Here is a 22,927-nt window from a genome sequence, read left to right on the forward strand (position 1 = left end):
CCCACCCGCGCCACCTGGCGCGATCTCAGCCTGGCTGCACGATGGCCACGCTCTTCGGCTCCAGGAAAGCCTCCATGCCGAAGAGCCCGAACTCCCTGCCGATGCCCGACTGCTTCACGCCTCCGAAGGGCGCGCTCAGTTCGGGCGTGACGCGGTTGACCAGCACCGTGCCGACGCGCAGCCGCGAAGCCACATCCAGCGCGCGTTGCTGCTGCGAGGAGAAGACATACGCCTGCAGCCCGTACGGCGAGTCGTTCGCGATCGCCACCGCCTCGTCCTCGCCGTCGTAGCCGATCACCGAGAGCACCGGCCCGAAGATCTCCTCGCGCGCGATGTCCATGTCGTTGCGCACGTTCGCGAACACGGTGGGGCGCACGAACCAGCCCTTGTCGAAGCCATCCGGGCGCCCTTCACCGCCGGCCACCAGCGTCGCGCCCTGCTCGAGCCCGCGTCGGATGTAGTGCTGCACGCGTTCGAACTGCGCCTTGCTCGCCAGCGGCCCGACCGCCGTGGCGGGGTCGCGCGGATCGCCCACGCGCATGGCCGCTGCCGCCGCGCGCAGGCCCTCGATGGCCTGCGCCATCTGCGTGTTCGGGATCAGCAGGCGCGTGCCCGCCACGCAGGCCTGGCCGTTGTTCATGAAGGCCGCGCCCAGCGCCATGGGCAGCACCGCCGGCAGGTCGGCATCGTCCAGCACCAAGGTGGCCGACTTGCCCGAGAGCGCGAGGCTCACGCGCTTGAGCGTGTCCAGGCCCGCGCGTGCGATGAGCTTGCCGGTGGCCGTGGAGCCGGTGAACGAAATCTTGGCGATGGCCGGATGGGTGGCGATCTCGTCGCCCACGTCGCCGCCGCGCCCGAGCAGCACGTTGACCGCACCGGCCGGCAGTCCCGCCTCGTGCAGCGCCTCGGTCACGACCTGTGCCTGCAGCGGACTGAACTCGCTGGGCTTGATCACCGATGCGCAGCCCGCGGCGATGGCCGAGGCCAGCTTGCTGCAGATGCTCCCGGCGGTGCTGTTCCAGGGCGCGATGAGGCCGGCGACGCCGACCGGCTCCATGCGCACGATGGCGTCGCCCATGCGGCGCTCGAACTCGTAGCCCTCCAGCATCCGCGCCGTGTCGGCAAAGCATTGCGAGGCGTAGTTGCTGACCCATCGCGAGCGGGCCAGCGGACCGCCGTACTCCTCGATGGTGGCTTCGCAGATCTGCTCGGTGCGCGCGAGCACGGCGGCTTCGAGGCGCCTGAGCATGTCGATCCGCTGCGCCTTGGTACTGGCCGCCAATACTGGCTGCGCCCGGCTCGCGGCCTCGATCGCGCGCTTCGCGTCGTCGCGGTTTGCCAGCGTCACGGTGCCGATAGGCTGGCCGGTGGCCGGGCTGACGATCTCCAGCCGCTCGCTGCCCTGCACGGGCACGAAGGCGCCGTCGATGTAGGCCTGATGGATGTTCCACATGGCGATTGCTCCTGAGCTCCAGGCTTCATCAGCCTCGCGCGGCGTCGATCACGGCCTTCGTGAAGGCCTCGGGCGCTTCCTGCGGCAGGTTGTGGCCGATGCCGCCGCTGACCAGCCGATGCTCGTAGCGCCCCGAGAACTTCTTCGCATAGGCGCTGGGCTCCGGATGCGGCGCGCCGTTGGCGTCGCCTTCGAGCGTGATGGTGGGCACGCCGATCACCGGCGCCTTGGCGAGCCGGTCCTCCAGCGCCTGGTACTTCGCCTCGCCTTCGACGAGGCCGAGTCGCCAGCGGTAGTTGTGGACCGTGATCGCCACGTGGTCGGGGTTGTCCAGCGCCACGGCGCTGCGGTCGAAGGTGGCCGTGTCGAAGTTCCACTTGGGCGACGCCGTCTGCCAGATCAGCTTGGCGAAGTCGTGGCGGTTCTTCTCGTAGCCCGCGCGGCCGCGCTCGGTCGCGAAGTAGTACTGGTACCACCACTGCAGCTCGGCCTGCGGCGGCAGCGGCACCTTGCCAGCCTCCTGGCTGCCGATGAGGTAGCCGCTCACCGACACCAGCGCCTTCACGCGCTGCGGCCACAGCGCGGCCATGATGCAGGCCGTGCGCGCGCCCCAGTCGCAGCCGGCGACGGTGGCGACCTGGATCTTCAGCGCGTCCATCAGCGCGATGATGTCCACCGCGACCACCGACTGCTGCCCGTTGCGCGGCGTGTCCGCCGACAGGAAGCGCGTGGTGCCGTAGCCGCGCAGGTACGGCACGATGACCCGGAAGCCCGCCGCCGCGAGCGCCGGAGCCACGTCGACGAACATGTGGATGTCGTAGGGCCAGCCGTGCAGCAGGATCACCGGCGCGCCGTCGGCCGGGCCCGCTTCGTAGTAGCCGATGCTGAGCGTGCCGGCATCGATGCTCTTGAGCGGCTCGAGGCGCCGGGGCGCACCGGCGGCCTGGGCGAAGGCCGGCGTGAGCGCAGCGAGTTGGGCTGCCGCGGCGCCGAGAGCGGCGGCGGCGAGGAAGGTTCTGCGGGGCAGTTGGAGCGACGAAGTCATGGGGCTTTCCTGGATGGCTGGAGGTTGTGGTGGAAGGTCGATGGATCCGACTTTCGCGCCTCGAACCGCCGTTCGCCCGGTCCTGCGTATCGCTCTGTATCCGCCCCCGTTTTTTCAACAAAACTTTTCGATGCCCGCCCCATGAATGCCCCGGCTCAGGAACTTTCGGGTGCTGCCAGCGCTTCGACTCACACCAGCCGCAGCCCCCCATCGCACTCGACGACCGTCCCCGTGGTGTAGCCGTTCTCGATCAGGAACTGGATCGCATGCGCCACGTCCTGCGGCCGCCCCACTCGGCCGACGGGCAGCATCTCGACCTGCTGGCGGAACAGGTCGTCCTTCATCGCGGCGGGCACGCGGTTCCACCAGGGCGTGTCGACCAGGCCTGGCGACACCGCATTCACGCGGCTGGGCCGCAGCTCGCGCGCCAGGCTGCCCACCATCGCCTCGATGGCGCCGTTGATAGCCGCCAGCCCCGAGGTGCCGGGCAGGGAGTTGCGCGCGGAGATCGCCGTCACGAAGGTCAGGCTGCCGCCCTTGCGCAGCACGCGCGCGCCGGCCTGCGCCGCTTCGAGCTGCGGCCAGAACTTGGCCTCGAAGCCGCGGCGCAGCGATTGCAGGTCGAGCTTCGCGAATTCGCCCGCGCCCTCGCCGCCGCTGAGCGTCAGCACCAGGTGGTCGACGGGGCCGGTGTTGTCGAAGAAGGCATCGAGCGCGCCGCGATCGCAGGCGTCGAAGGCCGCGCCGCTCACGTTCGCGCCCATGCCGGCGATCGCCTCCTGCAGCTTGCCGTTGTCGCGGCCGGTCGCGATCACGCGCGCGCCGGTGGCCGCCATGCGCCGCACGGTCTCGAGGCCCACGCCCGACGAGCCCCCGACCACCACCACTGTCTGCTGCTGTTCCAAAGCCATGACGACTCCTTTTTTGAATGTCCGATGAAAGAAAGACAAGCTCAGGTTAGGGAGCGCGGCACTATCATTCAAATCGTTTGAATCCATGGAATACATCAACGAAAGTGATTTCAGGCGGCTCGACCTGAACCTGCTGCTGGTGTTCCACGCGCTGCTGCACGAACGCAGCGTCACGCGCGCGGCGCAGCGCCTGTTCATCGGCCAGCCCGCACTGAGCGGCGCGCTCAAGCGCCTGCGCGCCGCGCTGGGTGACGAGCTCTTCGTTCGCACCTCGCACGGCATGACGCCCACGCCACGCGCGCTGGAGCTCGCGCGCGTCATCGAGCCGCTGCTGCTGTCGCTGCAGCAGGCGCTGCATGCGCGGCCGGCGTTCGACCCGGCCAGGGCCGAGCGCGTGTTCCGCGTCGGCCTGAGCGACGCGCTCGAAGTGGCGCTGATGCCGCGGCTGATGCAGCGGCTGGCCGAGGAAGCACCGGGCGTGCGGCTGGTGGCGCGCGCAGCCGAGCGCACCAATGCGCCGGCCATGCTCGACGCGGCCGAGATCGAACTGGCGGTGGGCGTGTTCACCGACTGCGCCGCATGGCACCGGCAGCGCGCGCTGTTCGGCTGGCACTTCGTCTGCGTCTACAACCCCGCGCTGGTGAAGGTGCGCGGCAAGCGCATCACGCTGCAGGAGTACCTGCGCCACCCTCATCTGCTGACCTCGTTCAGCGCCGACCTCAGCGGCCTCGTCGACGAGCTGCTGCGCGAGCAGGGCCACACGCGCAAAGTCGTCTTCTCCAGCCGCAACTTCGCGACCAGTCCCTTCATCGTGCGGCAGATGCCCGCCATCACCACCGTGCCCACATTCGCCGCCTCCACCTGGCGCGACGAACTCGGGCTGGCCGTGAGCCCGCTGCCCTTCGAGTCGCCGGCCTACGAGGTGTCGCTGCTGTGGGCGGCCGCGCACGACGGCGATCCGGGGTTGCAGTGGCTGGGCGGGCTCATGGCCGATGTGTTCGGCGGCAAATCGGACGCCTGAGGGGCCAGGACACACCCCTGCGACAATCGCCCGATGCCCTTCGCCCCCCTGCAAAACGACACTTTCCTGCGAGCCTGCTGGCGCCAGGCCACCGACCACACGCCCGTCTGGCTGATGCGCCAGGCCGGCCGCTACCTGCCGGAGTACGTGGCCACCCGCGCCAAGGCGGGCAGCTTCATGGGGCTGGCCACCAACACCGGCTACGCGACCGAGGTCACGCTGCAGCCGCTGGAGCGCTATCCGCTGGACGCTGCCATTCTTTTCTCCGACATCCTGACGGTGCCCGACGCGATGGGCCTCGGCCTGTCGTTCGAGGCCGGCGAGGGCCCGCGCTTCGCGCGCCCGGTGCGCGACGAGGCGGCGGTGGGGGCGCTGGAGGTGCCCGACATGGAAAAGCTGCGCTATGTGTTCGACGCCGTGGCCTCGATCCGCAAGGCTCTGAACGGCCGGGTGCCGCTGATCGGCTTCACGGGCAGCCCGTGGACGCTGGCCTGCTACATGGTGGAAGGCGCGGGCTCCAGCGACTACCGGCTGGTCAAGAGCATGCTCTACGGCCGCCCCGACCTGATGCACCGCATCCTCGCGGTCAACGCCGACTCGGTGGCCGCGTATCTCAACGCCCAGATCGACGCTGGCGCGCAGGCCGTGATGGTGTTCGACAGCTGGGGCGGCGTGCTGGCCGACGGCGCCTTCCAGGAATTCAGCCTCGCCTACACCGCCCGCGTACTGGCCGGCCTCAAGCGCACCGGCGCCGACGGCCAGCCGGTGCCGCGCATCGTCTTCACCAAGGGCGGCGGCCTGTGGCTGGACGACATGCGCGCGCTCGACTGCGAGGTGCTGGGCGTGGACTGGACCGTCAACCTGGGCGCCGCGCGCCGCAGGGTCGCAGAGGGCACGGACGGCACGGCCAAGGCGCTGCAGGGCAACATCGACCCGAACGTGCTGTTCGCGCCGCCCGCGCAGATCGAGGCCGAAGTGGCCAAGGTGCTGGAAGCCTTCGGCAAGCCGCATGCCGACCGCACGACCCAGGGCCCGACGCACATCTTCAACCTGGGCCACGGCATCAGCCAGTTCACGCCGCCGGAGCACGTGGCGGCGCTGGTGGCCGCGGTGCACGCGAAGTCGCGGGCGATGCGTGGCTGAAATTGTTATCGGCCTGAACCGGTCGGCGCAGGCGCAGCAGCCTTGAGAAGTCGGCCCGCGGCCGTTTGTCAAGCGCAAAAACGGTATATGCATCCGCACTTATGCACAAAACACGTGTTGCAGTGCGCAAGATTTCCGGGTTACCCATCTTCCTTGCTTCCAAAGAGATAGCAAAGCTAAGTCGTTGATTTATATAGAGTTTGAACTTTGCTTTTTTTCCGGGCAATCCAGCCGGAGCCTTGATTTTCAAGGCTTGGCAGCGAGTCCAGCCCGCTTGTCAACAAAGTTATCCACAGGAACTCTGGATGAGGCCCAAAGCGCTGAAAAATCAACGACTTAAGCGCCCTTGCTCGAAGACTTTTTAACAAACCGCCCCAAGAAGGACTTCCCATCTCCACCGCCGGACTGCCTCTCGACGAGCCCCTCCAGCCGACGAACGGCGCCCCGCCGGCGCTGCCGTGGCGGCTCGACATCGCCGTGCAGACGCCCGCGCACGCCGCGCTCGGCGACCTGCTGAGCTACGCCGGCGCCGAGCCCCTGCCGCCCGGCACGCTGGTGCGGGTGCCGCTGGGCAAGCGGGAGGTGCTGGGCGTGGTCTGGAACGAGCCGGTATCGCTCGTGGGCGCCGAGCCCGACATGGCACTCAAGCCGGTGGGCGCGGCGCTCGACGCGCTCGCACCGCTGGGAGAGGGCTGGCGCGACCTCGTGGCTTTCGCCGCGCGCTACTACCAGCGCTCCATCGGCGAGATCGCGCTGGCCGCCCTGCCGCCGCAGCTGCGCGACCTGTCGACGGCGCAGCTCGCACGCCGGCTCAAGCGCAAGAGCGCGGCCGGGCCGGTCGCGCAGACGGCCGAGTCGTCGAACCCGGTGGCGCTGAGCGCCGAGCAGACCGCCGTGCTGGCACGCATCGAGGAGGGAACAGGCACCTTCCTGCTGGCCGGCAGCACCGGCAGCGGCAAGACGGAGGTGTACCTGCGCTGCGTGGCCGACCTGCTCGCGCGCGAGCCCGGGGCTCAGGCGCTGGTGATGGTGCCCGAGATCAACCTCACGCCGCAGCTCGAGGCCCGCTTCAAGGCGCGCTTCGGCGAGGAGGCGGTGGTGTCGCTGCACAGCGGCATGACCAACCCGCAGCGCCTGGCGAGCTGGCTCGCGGCGCACAGCGGCGCGGCGCGCATCGTGCTGGGCACGCGCATGGCGGTGTTCGCGTCGATACCGGCGTTGAAGCTCATCGTGGTCGACGAGGAACACGACCCCAGCTACAAGCAGCAGGAAGGCGCGCGCTATTCCGCGCGCGACCTCGCCGTGTGGCGCGGCCAGCGCGAAAAGGCCCGGGTGATCCTGGGCTCGGCCACGCCCTCGCTCGAAAGCTGGCACCAGAGCCGCCCCGCCGAGGGCGAAGACCCCGGCGGGCGCTATGTGCGGCTGGCCATGCCCTCGCGCATCGGCGCGGGCGAGCTGCCGGCCGTGCGGCTGGTCGACATGAACCTGCAGCCGCCGAAGACGGTGATCTCGGGCGCGCTGCTCGACGCCATCGGCCAGCGCATCGCGCGCGGCGAGCAGAGCATGATCTTCCTCAACCGGCGCGGCTATGCGCCGGTGCTGGCGTGCGGCGACTGCGGCTGGAAGAGCGAATGCCCGCACTGCAGCGCATACCGCGTGTTCCACAAGATCGACCGCACGCTGCGCTGCCACCACTGCGGCTTCACCGAGCGCGTGCCGCGCGCCTGCCCGGCCTGCGGCAACCCCGACATCGCGCCCGTGGGCCGCGGCACCGAGCGGCTCGAGGAGCATCTGGCAGAGCTGTTCTCGTCGGTGAAGCGGCCCGACGGCGGCGCGGTTCGCATCGCGCGCATCGACGCCGACAGCACCAAGAAGCAGGGCGCGCTCGAATCTCAGCTCGCGGCCGTGCACGCGGGCGAGGTCGACGTGCTGGTGGGCACGCAGATGATCGCCAAGGGCCACGACTTCCGCCGCATCACGCTGGTGGCGGCGGTGAACCCCGACGGCGCGCTGTTCTCCAGCGACTTCCGCGCGCCGGAGCGCCTCTTCAGCCTGCTGATGCAGTCGGCCGGCCGCGCGGGCCGCGACGCCGCGTACCTCGCAGCGCAGGGCGCAACGGCCGAGATGTGGATCCAGACGCACCACGCGCAGCACCCGCTCTTCATGGCGCTGCGCAGGCACGACTACACCGCCTTCGCCGCGCAGCAGCTCGACGAGCGCCGCGCCGCCGGCATGCCGCCCTTCGCGTTCCAGGCGCTGCTGCGGGCCGACGCGCGCGAACAGTCGGTGGCGCAGGGTTTCCTGAACACGGCGGCCGACCAGGCCGAGTCGCTGCCGGGCGCGGACGTGGTCACACGCTATCCGGCGGTGCCGCTGGCGATACAGCGCGTGGCGAACGTGGAGCGCGCGCAGATGCTGATCGAAAGCCCCTCGCGCGCCGCGCTGCAGAAGCTGCTTGCGGCGTGGCAGCCGCTGCTGCACGAACTGAGGCGAACGCCGCAGGGCAAGGGCGTGATCCGCTGGCTGATCGACGTCGATCCGCACAGCATCTGAGCGTGCGGGCGCGGTCGGCCCTCAGACCGCGGTTTCAGTGGTAGCCGGTCGGCTCCTTGCCCATGTCCACGTAGCGAAGCTCGTTGTGCCTGCGCCGCGCGACGCTCACGGGCCATGCGAACACCACAAGGCTCAGCGCGGCGAGCGCGATCGCCGTGGCGGTGCCGAACTTGCCGGCATGCCAGAACCAGCCGACCGCCGAGAGCCAGGCCAGCCACAGAAGGATGCGAACCAGAATTGCCATCGCGCGCCCCATTCACATCTTTGACTTGGAAGCACTGTAGCAGCGCACCTGCAAACCCAAGCATTCATCTGAAGTGGTAGCGAATAGCTATGTCTTACGACATGCCCGGAACTACCGCAAATTTGTGAAAAAAGAGTTGACGACGCACCCCGGCGCTGCTCAAGCTGTAAAGACGCGAACCCGCCGCGGATTGCGAACTCCAAACTGCCTCGCTCACTGGTTGCAAAGGTAGGTCACCGTGAAACCGCCGTTCCTCCCTGGTTGGTCCCTCTCGCTGGCATCGGGCCTCGCCGGCCTCGTCCTTGCCTTCGCCGTGCCATCGGCCCCGGCCGCCGAGCTGGAACTGCAGGGCAGCCGCCTCGTGGTGTCGGGCATGCTCGACGGCACCATGATCAAGGAGTTCACCGAGCAGCTCGGCAGCGGAACAGTCCATACCGTGGTCTTCGAGGACTCTTTCGGCGGTACCGCCGAAGCAGCCGGCGCATTCGCCGACGCCATCCGCGCGAGCGGCGTGCAGACCGAGGTGCGCGGCCAGTGCATGGCGGCGTGCGCCTACGCCTTCCTGGCCGGCAGGACCCACCGCTTCGGCTACGGCCTGCAGGTCAACGGCATCCTGCTGCCTGTGGCGCAGCGCCCCACCCCCGCCGAGCTGGCAATACGCTGGCGCGGCGACGAGGCCCACAAGACGCTGGCCGAGTTCACGCCCACGTCGGCTTCCGCCAAGGCCATGGAGACCAGCGCGGCGCCAGCGGCGGCCAGGGACAACTGGCAGCCCGACCACGGCGTGCTCTTCACCGCGAGCCCCACGCTCTTCGGCCGCGTCTACAACACCTATTACTGCGACGGCACGCAGGGCCGCGATTTCTCGAAGTGCGAGCGGCTCGCCGATGCCGACCCCTTCAAGCTCGGCGTGCTAACCCCGTAGCGCGCTCACGGCGAGCGGGAAGCTCGGGAAGGCAATCACCGTCGTCCACAGGATGATGCGGGCGATACGCCCGTTGTCCGCGCCGAAGCGCTCGGCCAGCATCGACACGTTGCTCGCGCTCGGCAGCGCCGCGACCAGCACGATGGTGACGAGCGCCGGCTGCGAAAGCGGCAGCCCCAGCGCGATGGCGCCCAGCCCCAGGGCCCACACCAGCAGCGGATGCGCGAGCAGCTTCACCGCCACCACCGGCAGCACGTCGCTCCAGGGGGCCTTGAGCGCCTTGGCTGCCCCCATGCGGCCGGTGGCGCCCATGGCCTCGGCCACCGCCGCGCTGGCGTCGTGCTCGCGCGCCAGCAGCGCCGAGCGGGCCAGCACCGCGCCGATGGTGAAGAGCGCCACCGGCGAGGCCGCGTCGGCCAGCATGGCGATGGTGCGCTCGACGGGCCCCGGCAGCGGCCAGCGCGCGGCCGACAGGAGCACGCCCAGCAGGATCGACCACGGCATCGGGTTCACGAGAATTCCGCGCAGCGCCTTGCGCGCGGCCAGCGTGGCGCCGTGCCGCCCGGCGCCACCGGCCCCGTCGAGCCGCGACAGCGCGATGCACAGCGACGAAGTGACGACCAGGTCGAACGCGATCGTGATGATGATCGGCCCCGCCGCCTGCGCGCCGAGGATGGCCACCAGCAGCGGCACGCCCATGAAACCGGTGTTCGGAAACGCTGCCACCAGCGCGCCGAACGCGGCGTCGTTCCAGCCCACGCGCGCGTTGCGTGTGAAGGCCACGACGCCCGCAACCACCGCCAGCGCGCAGATGCCCCAAACCAGTGCGACGCTGCCGTCCAGCAGCTGCCCGATGGGCGTGCCCGCGCCGAAGCGCAGCAGCATGCACGGCAGCGCGAAATACAGCACGAAGGTGTTGAGGCCGGGAATGGCGTCCAGCGGCAGGATGCGTGCGCGCGCAGCGCCGTAGCCGGCCGCGATCAGCGCGAAGAAAGGGAAAGTAACAAGGAATACAGGCAGCACGCCCCATTGTCGTTGCCCACCGCCGGTTGGCCGGATCGGCGCCGCCGGCCTACAACCCCGGTGGGGCCGGCCCCGTATCATTGGCCGCTTTGCGCCAGCCGTTCCCCACGGCGTTTTTCTCGGCTCTCCCGGTTCCCTCGGTTCTCTTTTTCTCCCATGTCTCACGGACTCAATCCCGCGCAGCTCGAAGCGGTCAACTACATGAGCGGTCCCTGCCTGGTGCTCGCGGGCGCGGGCTCGGGCAAGACGCGGGTCATCACCCACAAGATCGGCCGGCTGATCCAGTCGGGCATCGAGCCGCAGCGCATCGCGGCCATCACCTTCACCAACAAGGCCGCGGCCGAAATGCGCGAGCGCGCGAAAGACCTCATCGGCAAGGACGCGCGCAAGGTGGTGGTGTGCACCTTCCATGCACTGGGCGTGCGCATGATGCGCGAGGACGGCGGCGTGCTGGGCCTGAAGAACGCGTTCAGCATCCTCGACGCCGACGACGTGACGAAGATCCTGAAGGACGCCGGCGGCACCACCGACGCGGCCACCGCCCGCATCTGGCAGTGGACCATCAGCAAGTGGAAGAACATGGGCCTGACCTCGGCGCAGGCCGAGGCGCAGGCCGCCGACGACAACGAGCGCATCACCGCGAAGATCATGGCCCGCTACGAGGAGCGCCTGCTGGCCTACCAGAGCGTGGACTTCGACGACCTCATCGGCATGCCGCTGAAGCTGCTCTACGAATTCCCGGAAGTGCGCGCCAAGTGGCAGGCGATGATGGGCCACATCCTGGTCGACGAATACCAGGACACCAACGCCACGCAGTACGACGTGCTCAGGGCCCTGGCCGGCGAGCGCGGCCACTTCACCGCGGTGGGCGACGACGACCAGTCCATCTACGGCTGGCGCGGCGCCACGCTGGACAACCTGCGCAAGCTGCCGGTCGACTACCCGGCGCTCAAGGTCATCAAGCTGGAGCAGAACTACCGCTCCACCAGCGCCATCCTGCGCGCGGCGAACAACGTGATCGGGCCCAATCCCAAGCTCTTTCCGAAGACGCTGTTCTCCGAGCTCGGCGAAGGCGAGCCGGTGCGCATCGTCGACGCCGACAGCGAGGTGCACGAGGCCGAGCGCGCGGTGGCGCGCATCGTGAGCATCCGCGCGGGCGAGGCCACCACGCAGGGCAAGCAGTACAAGGAGTACCGCGACTTCGCCATCCTCTACCGCGCCAATCACCAGGCGCGCGTGTTCGAGCAGGCGCTGCGCAAGGCGCAGATCCCGTACAAGGTCTCCGGCGGCCAGAGCTTCTTCGACCGTGCCGAGATCAAGGACCTGTGCGGCTGGTTCCGCCTGTGGGTCAACAACGACGACGACCCCGCGTTCCTGCGCGCCATCACCACGCCCAAGCGCGGCATCGGCCACACCACGCTCGCCAGCCTCGGCACCTTCGCGAGCCAGTACAAGCTGAGCCTGTTCGAGGCGCTCTTCAGCCCCTCGCTGCCCAGCGTGATGCCCAAGCGCACGCTGGAAGGCATCCACGAGTTCGGCCGCTACATCAACGACCTCGAATACCGCGCGCGCCGCACCATGGGCGCGGAAGACTCGCGCACCTTCATGCTCGACTGGCTCAAGGAGATCGACTACGAGAAGCACCTGTACGACGGCGAGGACAGCGAAGCCGCCGCGGCCTCTCGCTGGACCAACGTGCTGGAGTTCGTCGACTGGATGTCGCAGCGCGCCGGCGGCACGCTCGACGACGCCTCGGGCGCCGACAGCGGCGGCATCGAGAGCGAGCGCAAGAGCCTGCTCGAGGTGGCGCAGACCATCTCGCTGCTGTCCACCATCAGCGAGCGCGAGCAGGACCAGGACGTGGTCACGCTCTCCACGCTGCACGCCTCCAAGGGCCTCGAATGGCCGCACGTGATGCTCATCGGCGTGAGCGAGGGCCTGCTGCCCTTCAAGCTCGACGACGACAACGGCCGCCAGCAGCAGGTTAGCGAAGACACGCTGCAGCGCCTGCAGGAAGAGCGCCGCCTGATGTACGTGGGCATCACCCGCGCGCAGCGCAGCCTGGCCGTGAGCTGGACCAAGAAGCGCAAGCAGGGCCGCGAGATGGTGCCCTGCGTGCCCAGCCGCTTCATTGCCGAGATGGGCCTGGACAAGACCACCACCAAGGAAGACCCGCGCGAGAAGCTCAAGGCACTGCGCGCCGAGTTCGCGCGCAAGGCGCAGGACAGCGCTGCCAAGGCCGCCGCCGCCGCGGCGGGGTCATGACGACGATGAAGACGATGACGACGAAGAAGACCACCGCAACCGCCGCGCTGCTGGCCGGCGCGCTCATCGCGCTGGCCGGCTGCGCCTCGATGCGCGGCGGCAGCGCCGACTGCCCCGCGGACGCTCGCGACCTGCCGCTGGAATCGCTCTACGGCAAATGGGAAGCGCGCTTCGACAACCTGCCCGCCGTGGCCGTCGTGCAGCTGGGCAAGCACCCCGACTACGACGGCGTGCGCGGCACCATCACGCGCAACGGCGCCAACGCGGCGAAGGCCACGGTCGCGCAGCTCGCGGGCGACGTGGACGACGAAGGCGCGCTTTCCATCGACGAGTCGCAGGACGGCCGCGCCATCAGCGGCGTGTGGTCGGGCAAGCTGCAGACCGGATCGTGCGGTCGCGAATTCAGGGGCACGTGGCGCAATGCGGCCGACGAGAGCACGCACCCGTTCGTGCTCAGCAAGACGGCGCCGCCGGCGTCACAGGAAGGAAAGAAGCAATGACGAAGACGACCACCATCTCGCCGCGATCTCGCTTCAGGTTCAACACGCTCGCGGCCGTGGCCGCATGCCTCGGCGGCGCGGCGGGCATGGCCCATGCGCAGGCGGTGGACAAGCCCGCGAGCCCGCTGGCGGATTCGCAGCTCACCTGGCAACAGTGCGCCGCGCTGGGCGCCAACAACGAGGCGCGACTGGCCTGCTTCGACCGATGGGCGCAGCAGCAGACGCTGCCCGCCGCGGCGGTGCCGGCCGCCCCGCCGGTGCTCGCGAGCACGCAGCCGCCGGTCGATGGAACGGTTCCCGCCACGCGCGTGGTCTCGGTGGCCACCACCGAGGGCTGCCGCGACCGTCAGTACTCGGCGCTCTCGCGCTTCTGGGAACTGGAGAACGCCACCGACTGCGGCACCTTCGGCTTTCGCGGCTATCGCCCGCTCAACGTGTCGGCATCGGCCGCCACCAGGAAGCCCGACACGCCCACCTCGCCTTCGGCCGGCCACACCGCCGACCCGGTGGCCTATCAGGCCAACGAGATGCGCATCGGCCTGTCGGTGCGCACCAAGCTCGCGCAGGGCATGCTCACGCAGAACGACCCAGTCAAGAAGGACTCGCTGTGGTTCGCCTACAGCCAGCAGTCGACCTGGCAACTCTTCAACGGCTCCATCTCGCGCCCCTTCCGCACCACCGACCACGAGCCCGAGCTGATGTACGTCTACCCGACCGACTTCAAGCTGCCGGGCGGCTGGCGCTGGCGCTATTCGGGGCTGGGCATCGTGCACCAGTCGAACGGCCAGAGCCTGCCGCTGTCGCGCAGCTGGAACCGCGTGTACCTGATGGGCGGCGCCGAGCTGGACGACCGCTTCACCATCACCGGCCGCATCTGGAAGCGCATCTCCGAGAGCGCCGCGAAGGACGACAACCCCGACATCGCCGACTACTACGGCCGCGCCGAGATCACCGGCCGCTGGAACCTCAACCGCGACAACCAGCTCGCCGTGACCGTGCGCAACAACCTGCGCGACAGCGGCCGAGGCTCGATCCGCCTCGAGTGGCTCAAGGCCATCGGCGATCCGACCAAGAGCAACCTGCGCTTCCACACGCAGCTGTTCTCGGGCTACGGCGACACGCTGGTGGACTACAACCGCAAGCGCACCGTGCTGAGCATCGGCCTCAGCCTTGTGGACTTCTGATCCCCTTCACACGAGCAAACCCCATGAGTGCAGATCTGTCCCCCGTCGACGACACGCAGCGCGAAATCATCGCGGCGCTGCATGTCGCGCCCGTCTTCGACGCAGCCCGCGAACTGGAGCGGCGCGTCGACTTTCTCGCGGACTACCTGAAGCAGACCGGCCTGAAGACGCTGGTGCTGGGCATCAGCGGCGGCGTCGATTCGCTGACCGCCGGCTGCCTCGCGCAGCGCGCGGTCGAGAAGCTGCGCGCCACCGGCTACGACGCGAGCTTCATCGCGATGCGGCTGCCCTACGGCGTGCAGAAGGACGAGGCCGAGGCGCAGGCCTCGCTCGTGGTGATGAAGCCCGACCGCACGGTCACGGTAGACATCCGCCCCGCCGCCGATGCCATGCTCGCGGCGCTGAAGGCAGGCGACCTGAAGTTCCGCGACGCGGCGCACGAAGACTTCGTGCTTGGCAACATCAAGGCGCGCCAGCGCATGATCGCGCAGTTCGCGGTGGCGGGCGCGCACGACGGCATCGTCATCGGCACCGACCATGCGGCCGAGGCGCTGATGGGCTTCTTCACCAAGTTCGGCGACGGCGCGGCCGACATCACGCCGCTGACCGGCCTCAACAAGCGCCGCGTGCGCGCCGTGGCCCAGTTGCTGGGCGCGCCCGACGCGCTGGTCTACAAGGTGCCCACGGCCGACCTCGAATCGCTGGTGCCTGGCAAGCCCGACGAGGACGCCTTCGGCGTGACCTACGAGCAGATCGACGACTTCCTCGAAGGCAAGCCGGTGTCGGCCGAGGCGCGGCGCATCATCCTCGCTACGCATCGCAAGAGCGCGCACAAGCGCGCGCTGCCGGTCGAGCCGTTCTGACGGCTTCCGCCTTGCCGCGCAGGCTCAGCGCGTGACGACCTTCCAGCGCCCGGCCGATATCTCCGCCGCGTAGGGCGCGGGAATGCTGGCCTCGTAGCCGTTGTCGCGCACGACGGCGTCGTAGCTGCAGACGGCCTGGCCGGCGGCGTCGAACAGGGTCCAGCGGACCTGCGTGCCGTCGGGCGCCTCGTGCACCACCTGCATCGAGGGCGCGCCGATGTTGGCGCCCACGTGGGCGTAGCGCGCGTCCACGGTCATGGGCACATGGGGCGGAAAGGGCTGGTTGCCCGGCAGGTCGAACCACTCGTCGTGCATGAGCAGGCTGCGCTGGGCGACCTTCCACACCCGGTGCCGCAAAAAATGCTGGTCTGCATAACGCGACGAAAAAGGCCGGCTGCGCAGGTACGCGCGCATGTCGCCCGCCATGTCCCAGAGCACGCCCGCGCACGCGCCCCACATGCCGGCGAGCATCAGTTCGGTGTGCGAGTGATAGTCGCGCATCACGTGGAACCAGCGGTCGGACGCGCACCACGCGCGCACCGCCGCCTGGTCGCGCGTGGACAGCAGCGAATCGGCATCGCGGAACTGCACCCGGTCGACCGCGGGATCGTCGAGCGCGAGGAAGCGCCACATGGTCCCCGGCAGGTCCTGGCCGCCGATGGAGCGCACGTCGATCACCGCGGCGCCCTCTCGCATCAGCCGGCCGCAGACGTCGGCCGGCACCGAGTCGTCGACGTAGAAGCGGCACAGCCACGCCGGGAAGAACTCGCGCGCGGCCCGCACGTTGAGCACCGCCATCTCGCAGTAGCGCGGGTCGCCGCCGAAGAGACTGAAGGCGATGAGGTTGCGATGGCGGTTGCGCTCGTCGAAGCAGCGCGGCGCAGGCAGGCCCACCGTGGCGGCGGCCTGCTCCTTGTCGGCCTCCAGCATCTTCAGGCGCAGCGACTCGGAGCCGAACCTGCGCACCTCGTCGCGCTTGCCGAGCTGCCCGGCCGCCTCGGCCAGGCCGTCGCAGGTATTGGCGGTCCCGAGTTCGCCGACGATACGCAGGTAGAGGTGGTAGGCCTGCTGCGGCTGGCCGAGCCGCAGCAGGCACAGCGCCACGTCGGCCAGCGGCTGCGGGCTGTGCGTGGCCTCCCACGCCTGCGCCGCGAAGCCCCGCGCCTTCTCGTAGTCTCCCTGCGCAAAGGCCGCGCGGAACCGCGTACCCAGCGCATCGAGCGCCTGCTGCGTGCTCGCCGGCCTGCGCGCCGGAACCGGTGCCTTCGTCCTGGTCGTGCCCTTCCTGGCCATTGTCGCCCTCCTGTTGTCGCTTGGCTTCAGCGCTCGCGAAGCGCTTCGCGTGCCTTGTTGAGCGGCTTGATCAGGTAGTCGAGCACCGATTTGCTGCCGGTGTGGATGTCCACCGAGGCGATCATCCCGGGCACGATCGGGAAGCTCCTGCCGCTCCTGTTCATCAGGTGGTCGGCATCGGTGCGGATGTACACGCGGTAGTAGTACACGTCGCGCTTCACGTCGTCCTGGATGGTGTCGGGCGAGATCGTCGTCACCTTGCCCGGCAGGCCTCCGAAGATGGCGTAGTCGTAGGCCGTGACCTTCACCGTCGCCTCCTGCCCCGGATGGATGAAGGCCACGTCGCGCGGCGAGATGCGCGCCTCCACCAGCAGCTTCTCGTCGAGCGGCACGATCTCCATGAGCTTGCCGCCCGGCGGCAGCACGCCGCCCACCGTTGTCAACGCGGTGTCCTTGACGATGCCGCGCACAGGCGAAACGAAGGTCAGGCGCGTGAGCGAATCGGAGCGCCCGCGCGTCACCGAGCGCTGCGCCTCGATCTCGGCGTTGGCCCTGGCGAGCTCCTCGCGCGCCTTCACGTAGTACTGGCTGCGGATGTCGACCGCCTTGCTCTCGGCCTCGTTGATCTGGCGCTTCAGCCGCAGCACCTCCACGTCGCTCGCGGCGCCGCGCGACACCAGCGGCTCGGTCAGCGCGAGCTCGCTGCGCATCAGGGCCAGCGCCTGCGTCACGCCGGCGAGGCTGCTGGAGAGCTGCTCGCGGCGCGAACGGTAGAGCGCGGTCTCGGTGCGCACGAGGTCGGGGTCGGCCCGCACCTCGGGCGGGAACTCCAGCGGCGTGCCGCCCACCTCCGCCGTCAGCCGCGCCGACATGGCCAGCGCCGCGCGCACGCGGGACGCGCTCTCCTGCACGGTCGATTCGGTCTTGGTCCGGTCAAGCTGCGCGAGCACCTGCCCTTCCTCGACGATGTCGCCCTCGCGCACCTTCAGGTCGACCAGGATGCCGCCTTCCAGCGACTGCACCATCTGCTCCTTCGACGAGGGCACCACCTTGCCGGTGCCGGTCGACACCTCGTCGAGCTCGAAGCACCAAGCCCACGCCAGCAGCGCGAGCAGCGCCGCGCTGACGATCCAGACGATCAGCGACGAACGCGGCAGCGGCGGCTCCGGCGGCGAGTAGCGCGCGGCGGTGGACGCCACCGGATACCGGGCCGGCGGCTTGTTCGGCGCAGCCGTGCCTGCCGGTGCGGCGGGCGTGGCCGGGGCCGGCCGCGCGGGCAGCTCGGCGACCGTCTTCTGCGCGGCCTGCGCCGCGTGCACCGCCTGTGCCCTCTGCGCGGCGTCGGCCACCACTACCGCACCGCCGCCCGCATGGGGGCGGCCTGTTTCAGGCGTTGCTGTTGCCATGGGAAAGCTCTCCAATCACACGGTCCCTCGGACCATCCATCACCACGCGTCCGCCATCGACCACGATGATCCGGTCCACCCAGTGCAGCACCGGCATGCGGTGCGTCGCCACCACCAGCGTGCGAGGCGCCAGCCAGTCGCCCAGCGAATCGATGACCTGGCGTTCGGTCACTTCGTCGAAGTGCGCGGTGGGCTCGTCCAGCAGCACGACCGAAGGCTGGCGTATCAGCGTGCGCGCGAGCAGCAGCGCCTGCCGCTGGCCACCCGAGAGGCCGAGGCCGCCTTCGTGGACCATCTCGGCCAGCCCTTCGGGGCGCGACTGCACGAAGGGCAAGGCGCCGGCCATGGCGAGGGCCTCCAGCACCTGCTCGTCGGTCGCCAGTGGCATGCCCATGGTGATGTTCTCGCGGATCGAGCCGTGGAAGAGCCGTGCGTTCTGTGTGAGCAGCCCCACGTCGCGGCGCAGGTCGGACGGATCGATCAGCGAGATGTCGAGCGAATCCAGCGACACGTTGCCGCGCTGCGGCGCCTGCAGGCCGGCCAGCAGCTGCAGCAGCGTGGATTTGCCGGCGCCCATGCGTCCCAGCAGCGCGATCTTCTCGCCGGGCTGTATCTGCAGCTGCGCGGCCGCGAACGCCGGGCTCCTGTCGTCCTTGCCGTAGCGGAATTCGATGCCCGTGACGTTGTAGCGCCCCTGCAGTGCCGCCGCATGCACCAGCCGCGCGCGCTCGGGCTGATCAACGGGGCGCTGCATGAGCTGGTCGAGCCCGGCGCGCGCCACCTTGGCCTGCTGCCAGCGCGCGAACACGCCCGAGAGCTGCGCGAGCGGCGCGATCATGCGCGATGCGAGGATCGACGAACCGACCAGCGCGCCGGTGGTCATTTCGCCTCTCATCACGAGGAAGCAGCCCGCCAGCAGCACCACGGCGTAGACGATGGTCTGCAACTCCTGCGTCCAGGTCATGAGCAATCCCGTGAGAAATCGCTGGCGCATGCTGACGCCGGCCGAGACATCGTTGGCGTGGTTCCACTGGTTCTGGAAGCGCGGCTCCGCACGCAGGAGCTTGATGTCTTCCAGGCCCTCGACGGCCTCGACCAGCAGCGCGTTGCGCAGCGCCGATTCGCGCATGCCCTCGCTGGCCAGCCGCGCGAGCGGCTTCTGAATCAGCAGCCCCGGAATCACCAGCAGCGGCACGGCCGCCAGCGCCACCAGCGCGAGCGGCCCGGCCACCAGCCACAGCACGACCAGGAAGAGCACGAAGAACGGCAGGTCGGCCACGGCGCCGATCGTGGTGGAAGTGAGCAGCTCACGCACCTGCTCGACCTCGCGCACCTGCGCGATGAAGGAGCCTGTGGACTTGGAGCGTGCATCGGTGCGCACCCGCAGCGCGTGGCCGAAGACGATGTCGGACACCTTGAGGTCGGCCCGCTTGCCGATCACGTCGGAGATGTGCGTGCGCGACATGCGCAGCAGGAACTCGAAGGCCACGGCGAGCATGACGCCGCCGAACAGTACCCAGAGCGATGATTCCGACTGAGCGGGCACCACGCGGTCGTAGATCTGCATCGAGAAGATCGTCGAGGCCAGTGCCAGCACGTTGGCGAAAACCGAGGCCAGCACGATGTCGCCGTAGCGGCGCCAGTCGCGCAGCGCGATGGCCCAGAACCAGTTGGAACGGTAGGGCTTGACGTAGCCGTCCACGCGCGCGTCGGGAACCGCGGTGTTGGGTCGCAGGATGGCGGAGCGCCTTGCGCGCCGCTGCAGCTCCTCGGCGGACAGCGCGGTTTCGAGCCCGTGGTCGCCGCCGAGCAGCACGCCCAGCTTGCCGTTGCCATCGGCCGCCCGCACCACGCCGACTTCGCCGTTGTCGAACTCCACCACCAGCGGCAGCCGCCATGGGTCGAGCTGCGCGCTGGAAAAGGCATCGAGGCGCAACGAGAGGCCCAGGTGCCGCGCCATGTGCTCGAGCAGCGTGTCCATCGGTGCGCCGCGCTCCCAGGCCAGCGAGACGCGCACGCGTTCCTGCGAGGCGCCGATGCCGTAGTGGCGTGCGACATAGAGCATGGCGTCGAGCCAGCTGGTGTACTGCGGAGGCAGTTTCATGGAAGCAGTTCCATTCCCTGGACGGTGGTGTTGTCGAGACCGTAGAAGGCGCGACCCTGCCCGGTCGCGCCGATGTAGCCGATGCGGCTTTCCCAGAGGTCGTGCAGCACGGCCTCCTGGTCGGCCGCGGCCTGGTGGATCTCCTGCTCGGCGTTGAGCAGGTCGAGGATGGAGCGTGTGCCCAGCGTGTACTGCTCGCGGTAGAGGTCGCGCGCCTCGCCGATGCTGCGGCGGCGTTCGGCCAGCACGCCCAGCCGCGCCTGCGCGCCGGCGACCTGCTCGCGGAAGCTGCGCATCTGGTCGCCCGCATTCAGCCGGGCGGTATCGATGCGCATGCGCGCGGCCTCCTCGGCGGCGGTGGCCGAGCGCACCTGCGCATCCATCGCGCCGCCCTGGAAGATCGCGCTGGAGAGGTTGAACATCACCGTGTGGTGCATGCCGTTGCGCTCCATCGTGGCGGGATTGACGCCGCCCATGGCCTTGTTGGCGGAGACGTCGAGGCTCAGCGTCGGATAGCGCTGCGCCTTCGCGATCTCGAGCTGGGCGGCGGCCACGCGCCGGTCGGCCTCGGCGGTCAGCACGTCGGGAAGCAGGCTGGCGTCCGGCGCCTGGTCGATGCGCAGCTCGCTGGCCAGCTGTTGCGGAAGCGGCGCGACCAGCGCCGGGGCCGCACCACCCAGCAGCGTCGCCAGGCGCTCGCGCGACTGCGCGAGCAGCGACTTCACCTGCAGCAAGTTGGCGCGCGCACTCTCGACGCGCGACTCCGCCTGCAGCGGATCGGCCTTGGTGCTCAGGCCCGACTTCGCGCGCAGCCGCGCGGTTTCGAGCACCTTCTCGACGGCCTTGACCTGCTCCTGCGCGATCGCGGCGAGCGACTGATAGCGGTGCGCCCTGACCACGGCCTCGGCGGTCTGCTGCGCGACGGCGTCGATCTGCCGCAGCACGATGGCCTGCTGGCGCCGCACCTGCGCCTCGGACTGGTCCACCGCCCCCGAGACCTTGCCGAAGTCGTAGAGCATCTGCGACAGCGAGGCACTCGCCAGAACACCGTTGCCGCGGCCTCGGCCCGCGCCCGAGCCGCCGCTGTTGTTGAGGCCGGCGCCCATGCCCAGCTTCACCTGCGGGTAGTAGCCGGCGCGCGCCACCTCGACGCCGCCCGACTGCTGCGCCAGCGTGGCGATGGCATCGGCGATCGAGGGATGGCGCGCCACAGCGCGGCGCACGGCATCGGCCAGCTCCAGGGGTTTGGAGTCCTGCGGGGCCGGGGAGGCCTGCGACTGGGACGACAGCGCCCCCAGCTCCCGTGCCAGCGCGCTCGGCGCGAGCCGCCGCGACGCCTTCAGTTCGACGAATTCCTGCGCCGCCGCGGGCAGGCCCGCAAGGGCCAGCCATGCGGCTGCGCAGAGGTGTGTGCCTGGTTTCACGCGGATCGGTCCCCCTTCGAAGAAAAGTCGCCGGCTGCGCCGAGCTCGCGCATCCGGGTGATGTAGGCCGCCACGCGCGCACGGCTGGCGGACGGCAGGCCCTGCAGTTCGGCTGCGGCTGCTTCGCGCGGCACCACGCCCAGCGGCGCGGCCACGAAGAGCCAGTTGAGGGCGTGGAAGATTCCCTGCCATCCGTTGATTGCGTAGTTCTGCACGTCCACCATCCGCGGCGTGCGCTGCTGGAAGCACGCCCACAGCTCCGCGTAGCTGGGCGGCAGCGGCAGTTCCGCCACATCGCGCCAGAAGGCGGTGTCGCGCCGCGGGCAGTCGTAGTGCATGCGCAGGAAGTCGCGGATGCCCGACCAGCACCGCGCATTGGCTTCATTGAAGTCGTCGATCAGGTGCCCCGCCACCACGCCGTCGCCGGCCGCGACGATGCGCTCGAAGTTGCGCAGCTGCTCCAGCATCTGGCCGATGGATGTCGCTTCCAGCGGCTCGACGAAGCCCGAGGCCAGCCCCACTGCCATGACGTTGCCGACCCAGACCTGTTCGAAATGGCCCGGCTCGAACCTGAGCGTGCGCATCGGCTCGATCCCTGGGCCGATGCGGCGATGGATCTCCTCGACGACCTGTGCCTCGTCGGCATGCGCGCTACTGAAGACGTACCCGGCGCCCACGCGTTCCACCAGCGGTATCTGCCACATCCAGCCCGCGGGCATCGCGATCGCCCGCGTGACCAGCGAAGGATTCGGCTGCGGGTGCGGCATGTGGAAGGGCACGGCGCGATCGAGAAGCAGGTACCCGGAGAACGAGCGCCAGCGCACGCCCAGCTTGCCGCCGATGCCCAGCCGCGCCAGCCCGGACGCATCGACCAGCAGGTCGAGCCCGACGGTCTCCTCGGCGCCTTCGAGCCGCACCGCCCGCGCCATGCCCTGCGCGTCGCAAACGAGTTCCTCGACGCGGGCCTGCTGGTGCACCACGCCGCGCGAGACGGCCACGCGGCGCAGGTAGTCGGCAAGCTTGTGGCTGTCGAAATGGAAGGACGCCGACAGGCCCGAGCTCGCGCCGAGCTGGAGCATCGCCGCCGCCTGCTGCTGCGACGCATTGATCGCGATCGACGCGAAGCCCGGTATGTAGCGGTGAAGCTCCATGCCCTCGTGCACCATGCCCGAGAGCAGCGGATGGAAGCCGGCTTCCATCCAGTCGATTTCCTGCAGGCCGGGCCGGCCGAAGAGGTGGTAGTAGCGGTCGTCGTCTTCCCCTGTGCGCCAGCCTTCGTAGCAGAAACCCAGCTTGAAGGCGGCGCCGGTCTCGCGCACGAATTCGTTGAGCCCGATGCCGTTGCGGCGCAGCGCATCGATCAGGTTGAGCAGGCCGCCCTCGCCGACGCCGACGATGCCGATGGCAGGCGACTCGATCACGCGCACCTCGACCTGCGGCGCGAACAGGCGGCGCAGCGTGAGTGCAGAGAACCAGCCTGCGGTCCCGCCGCCGATGACGACGGCGCGGGAGATGTTGCGAAGATTCAGCATATGCGTGGTTTCATGGGCTCGTCCGGAGAAGAAGGGCG

General features: G+C 69.6%; 18 protein-coding genes. 8 read left to right on the forward strand and 10 right to left on the reverse strand.

Going from position 1 to position 22,927, the window contains the following annotated elements:
• Positions 1-25: 25 nt before the first annotated feature.
• The 3 genes from EJP67_RS10315 to EJP67_RS10325 form a co-directional block, all read right to left on the reverse strand.
• The gene (locus tag EJP67_RS10315) at positions 26-1,453 is read right to left on the reverse strand and encodes an aldehyde dehydrogenase family protein (protein ID WP_126021605.1); all 1,428 of its coding nucleotides are present in this window, start codon (positions 1,451-1,453) and stop codon (positions 26-28) included.
• Positions 1,454-1,481: 28 nt separating this feature from the next.
• Positions 1,482-2,498 carry an alpha/beta fold hydrolase gene (locus EJP67_RS10320; RefSeq protein ID WP_126021606.1) on the reverse strand — a complete coding sequence of 339 codons (1,017 nt, stop codon included), beginning with the start codon at positions 2,496-2,498 and terminating at the stop codon, positions 1,482-1,484.
• A gap of 188 nt (positions 2,499-2,686) precedes the next feature.
• Positions 2,687-3,409: an SDR family oxidoreductase gene (locus tag EJP67_RS10325; protein WP_240650583.1), complete on the reverse strand. Its 723-nt coding sequence runs from the start codon at positions 3,407-3,409 to the stop codon at positions 2,687-2,689.
• Positions 3,410-3,494: 85 nt separating this feature from the next.
• Between EJP67_RS10325 and EJP67_RS10330 the strand changes: the two genes are divergently transcribed.
• The 3 genes from EJP67_RS10330 to EJP67_RS10340 all read left to right on the forward strand — a co-directional run bounded on the left by EJP67_RS10330 (position 3,495) and on the right by EJP67_RS10340 (position 8,126).
• The gene (locus EJP67_RS10330; protein ID WP_126021607.1) at positions 3,495-4,430 is read left to right on the forward strand and encodes a LysR family transcriptional regulator; all 936 of its coding nucleotides are present in this window, start codon (positions 3,495-3,497) and stop codon (positions 4,428-4,430) included.
• A gap of 33 nt (positions 4,431-4,463) precedes the next feature.
• On the forward strand, positions 4,464-5,573 hold the full coding sequence (gene hemE / locus EJP67_RS10335) for a uroporphyrinogen decarboxylase (protein WP_126021608.1): 1,110 nt from the start codon (positions 4,464-4,466) through the stop codon (positions 5,571-5,573).
• 453 nt (positions 5,574-6,026) lie between these two features.
• Positions 6,027-8,126, forward strand: a complete 2,100-nt coding sequence (locus EJP67_RS10340) for a primosomal protein N' (protein ID WP_206169486.1) — start codon at positions 6,027-6,029, stop codon at positions 8,124-8,126.
• Positions 8,127-8,160: 34 nt separating this feature from the next.
• On the opposite strand, the gene EJP67_RS10345 is transcribed toward EJP67_RS10340, so the two are convergent.
• Positions 8,161-8,370, reverse strand: a complete 210-nt coding sequence (locus EJP67_RS10345; protein WP_126021610.1) for a hypothetical protein — start codon at positions 8,368-8,370, stop codon at positions 8,161-8,163.
• A 238-nt stretch (positions 8,371-8,608) separates the two neighbouring features.
• On the opposite strand from EJP67_RS10345, the gene EJP67_RS10350 reads away from it, so the two are divergent.
• On the forward strand, positions 8,609-9,295 hold the full coding sequence (locus EJP67_RS10350) for a hypothetical protein (protein ID WP_240650585.1): 687 nt from the start codon (positions 8,609-8,611) through the stop codon (positions 9,293-9,295).
• Here EJP67_RS10350 and EJP67_RS10355 read toward each other — a convergent pair.
• On the reverse strand, positions 9,284-10,318 hold the full coding sequence (locus EJP67_RS10355; protein WP_126021611.1) for an AEC family transporter: 1,035 nt from the start codon (positions 10,316-10,318) through the stop codon (positions 9,284-9,286). The two genes, EJP67_RS10350 and EJP67_RS10355, sit on opposite strands and share 12 nt — an antisense overlap.
• 156 nt (positions 10,319-10,474) lie before the next feature.
• Here EJP67_RS10355 and EJP67_RS10360 point away from each other — a divergent pair, with 156 nt between their 5' ends.
• From EJP67_RS10360 to nadE, 4 genes are read left to right on the forward strand one after another with little or no spacing between them, the layout of a single operon-like run.
• Complete coding sequence (locus EJP67_RS10360; protein ID WP_126021612.1) at positions 10,475-12,583, forward strand: ATP-dependent helicase; 2,109 nt, start codon at positions 10,475-10,477, stop codon at positions 12,581-12,583.
• A 14-nt stretch (positions 12,584-12,597) separates the two neighbouring features.
• Positions 12,598-13,083 carry a hypothetical protein gene (locus EJP67_RS10365; RefSeq protein ID WP_126021724.1) on the forward strand — a complete coding sequence of 162 codons (486 nt, stop codon included), beginning with the start codon at positions 12,598-12,600 and terminating at the stop codon, positions 13,081-13,083.
• Positions 13,080-14,267: a phospholipase A gene (locus EJP67_RS10370; protein WP_126021613.1), complete on the forward strand. Its 1,188-nt coding sequence runs from the start codon at positions 13,080-13,082 to the stop codon at positions 14,265-14,267. The genes EJP67_RS10365 and EJP67_RS10370 overlap by 4 nt, the downstream gene beginning before the upstream one ends.
• Positions 14,268-14,290: 23 nt before the next feature.
• Entirely contained in the window at positions 14,291-15,130 is an 840-nt protein-coding gene (nadE, locus tag EJP67_RS10375) for an ammonia-dependent NAD(+) synthetase (protein WP_126021614.1), read from the forward strand.
• 24 nt (positions 15,131-15,154) lie between these two features.
• Here nadE and EJP67_RS10380 read toward each other — a convergent pair whose 3' ends face one another.
• From EJP67_RS10380 to EJP67_RS10400, 5 genes are read right to left on the reverse strand one after another with little or no spacing between them, the layout of a single operon-like run.
• Entirely contained in the window at positions 15,155-16,423 is a 1,269-nt protein-coding gene (locus EJP67_RS10380; RefSeq protein ID WP_126021615.1) for a tetratricopeptide repeat protein, read from the reverse strand.
• Between the two features lie 26 nt (positions 16,424-16,449).
• Complete coding sequence (locus tag EJP67_RS10385; RefSeq protein WP_240650587.1) at positions 16,450-17,829, reverse strand: beta-barrel domain-containing protein; 1,380 nt, start codon at positions 17,827-17,829, stop codon at positions 16,450-16,452.
• Positions 17,810-19,933: a type I secretion system permease/ATPase gene (locus EJP67_RS10390; RefSeq protein WP_126021616.1), complete on the reverse strand. Its 2,124-nt coding sequence runs from the start codon at positions 19,931-19,933 to the stop codon at positions 17,810-17,812. Before EJP67_RS10390 ends, EJP67_RS10385 begins: the two co-directional genes overlap by 20 nt.
• Positions 19,930-21,357, reverse strand: coding sequence for a TolC family outer membrane protein (locus tag EJP67_RS10395; RefSeq protein WP_240650588.1), 1,428 nt, complete (start codon positions 21,355-21,357; stop codon positions 19,930-19,932). The genes EJP67_RS10390 and EJP67_RS10395 overlap by 4 nt, the downstream gene beginning before the upstream one ends.
• On the reverse strand, positions 21,354-22,889 hold the full coding sequence (locus EJP67_RS10400) for a tryptophan halogenase family protein (RefSeq protein WP_126021617.1): 1,536 nt from the start codon (positions 22,887-22,889) through the stop codon (positions 21,354-21,356). The genes EJP67_RS10395 and EJP67_RS10400 overlap by 4 nt, the downstream gene beginning before the upstream one ends.
• Positions 22,890-22,927: the final 38 nt, after the last annotated feature.

It is taken from the genome of Variovorax guangxiensis (assembly GCF_003952165.1).
In the GTDB taxonomy this organism is placed as follows: domain Bacteria; phylum Pseudomonadota; class Gammaproteobacteria; order Burkholderiales; family Burkholderiaceae_C; genus Variovorax; species Variovorax guangxiensis.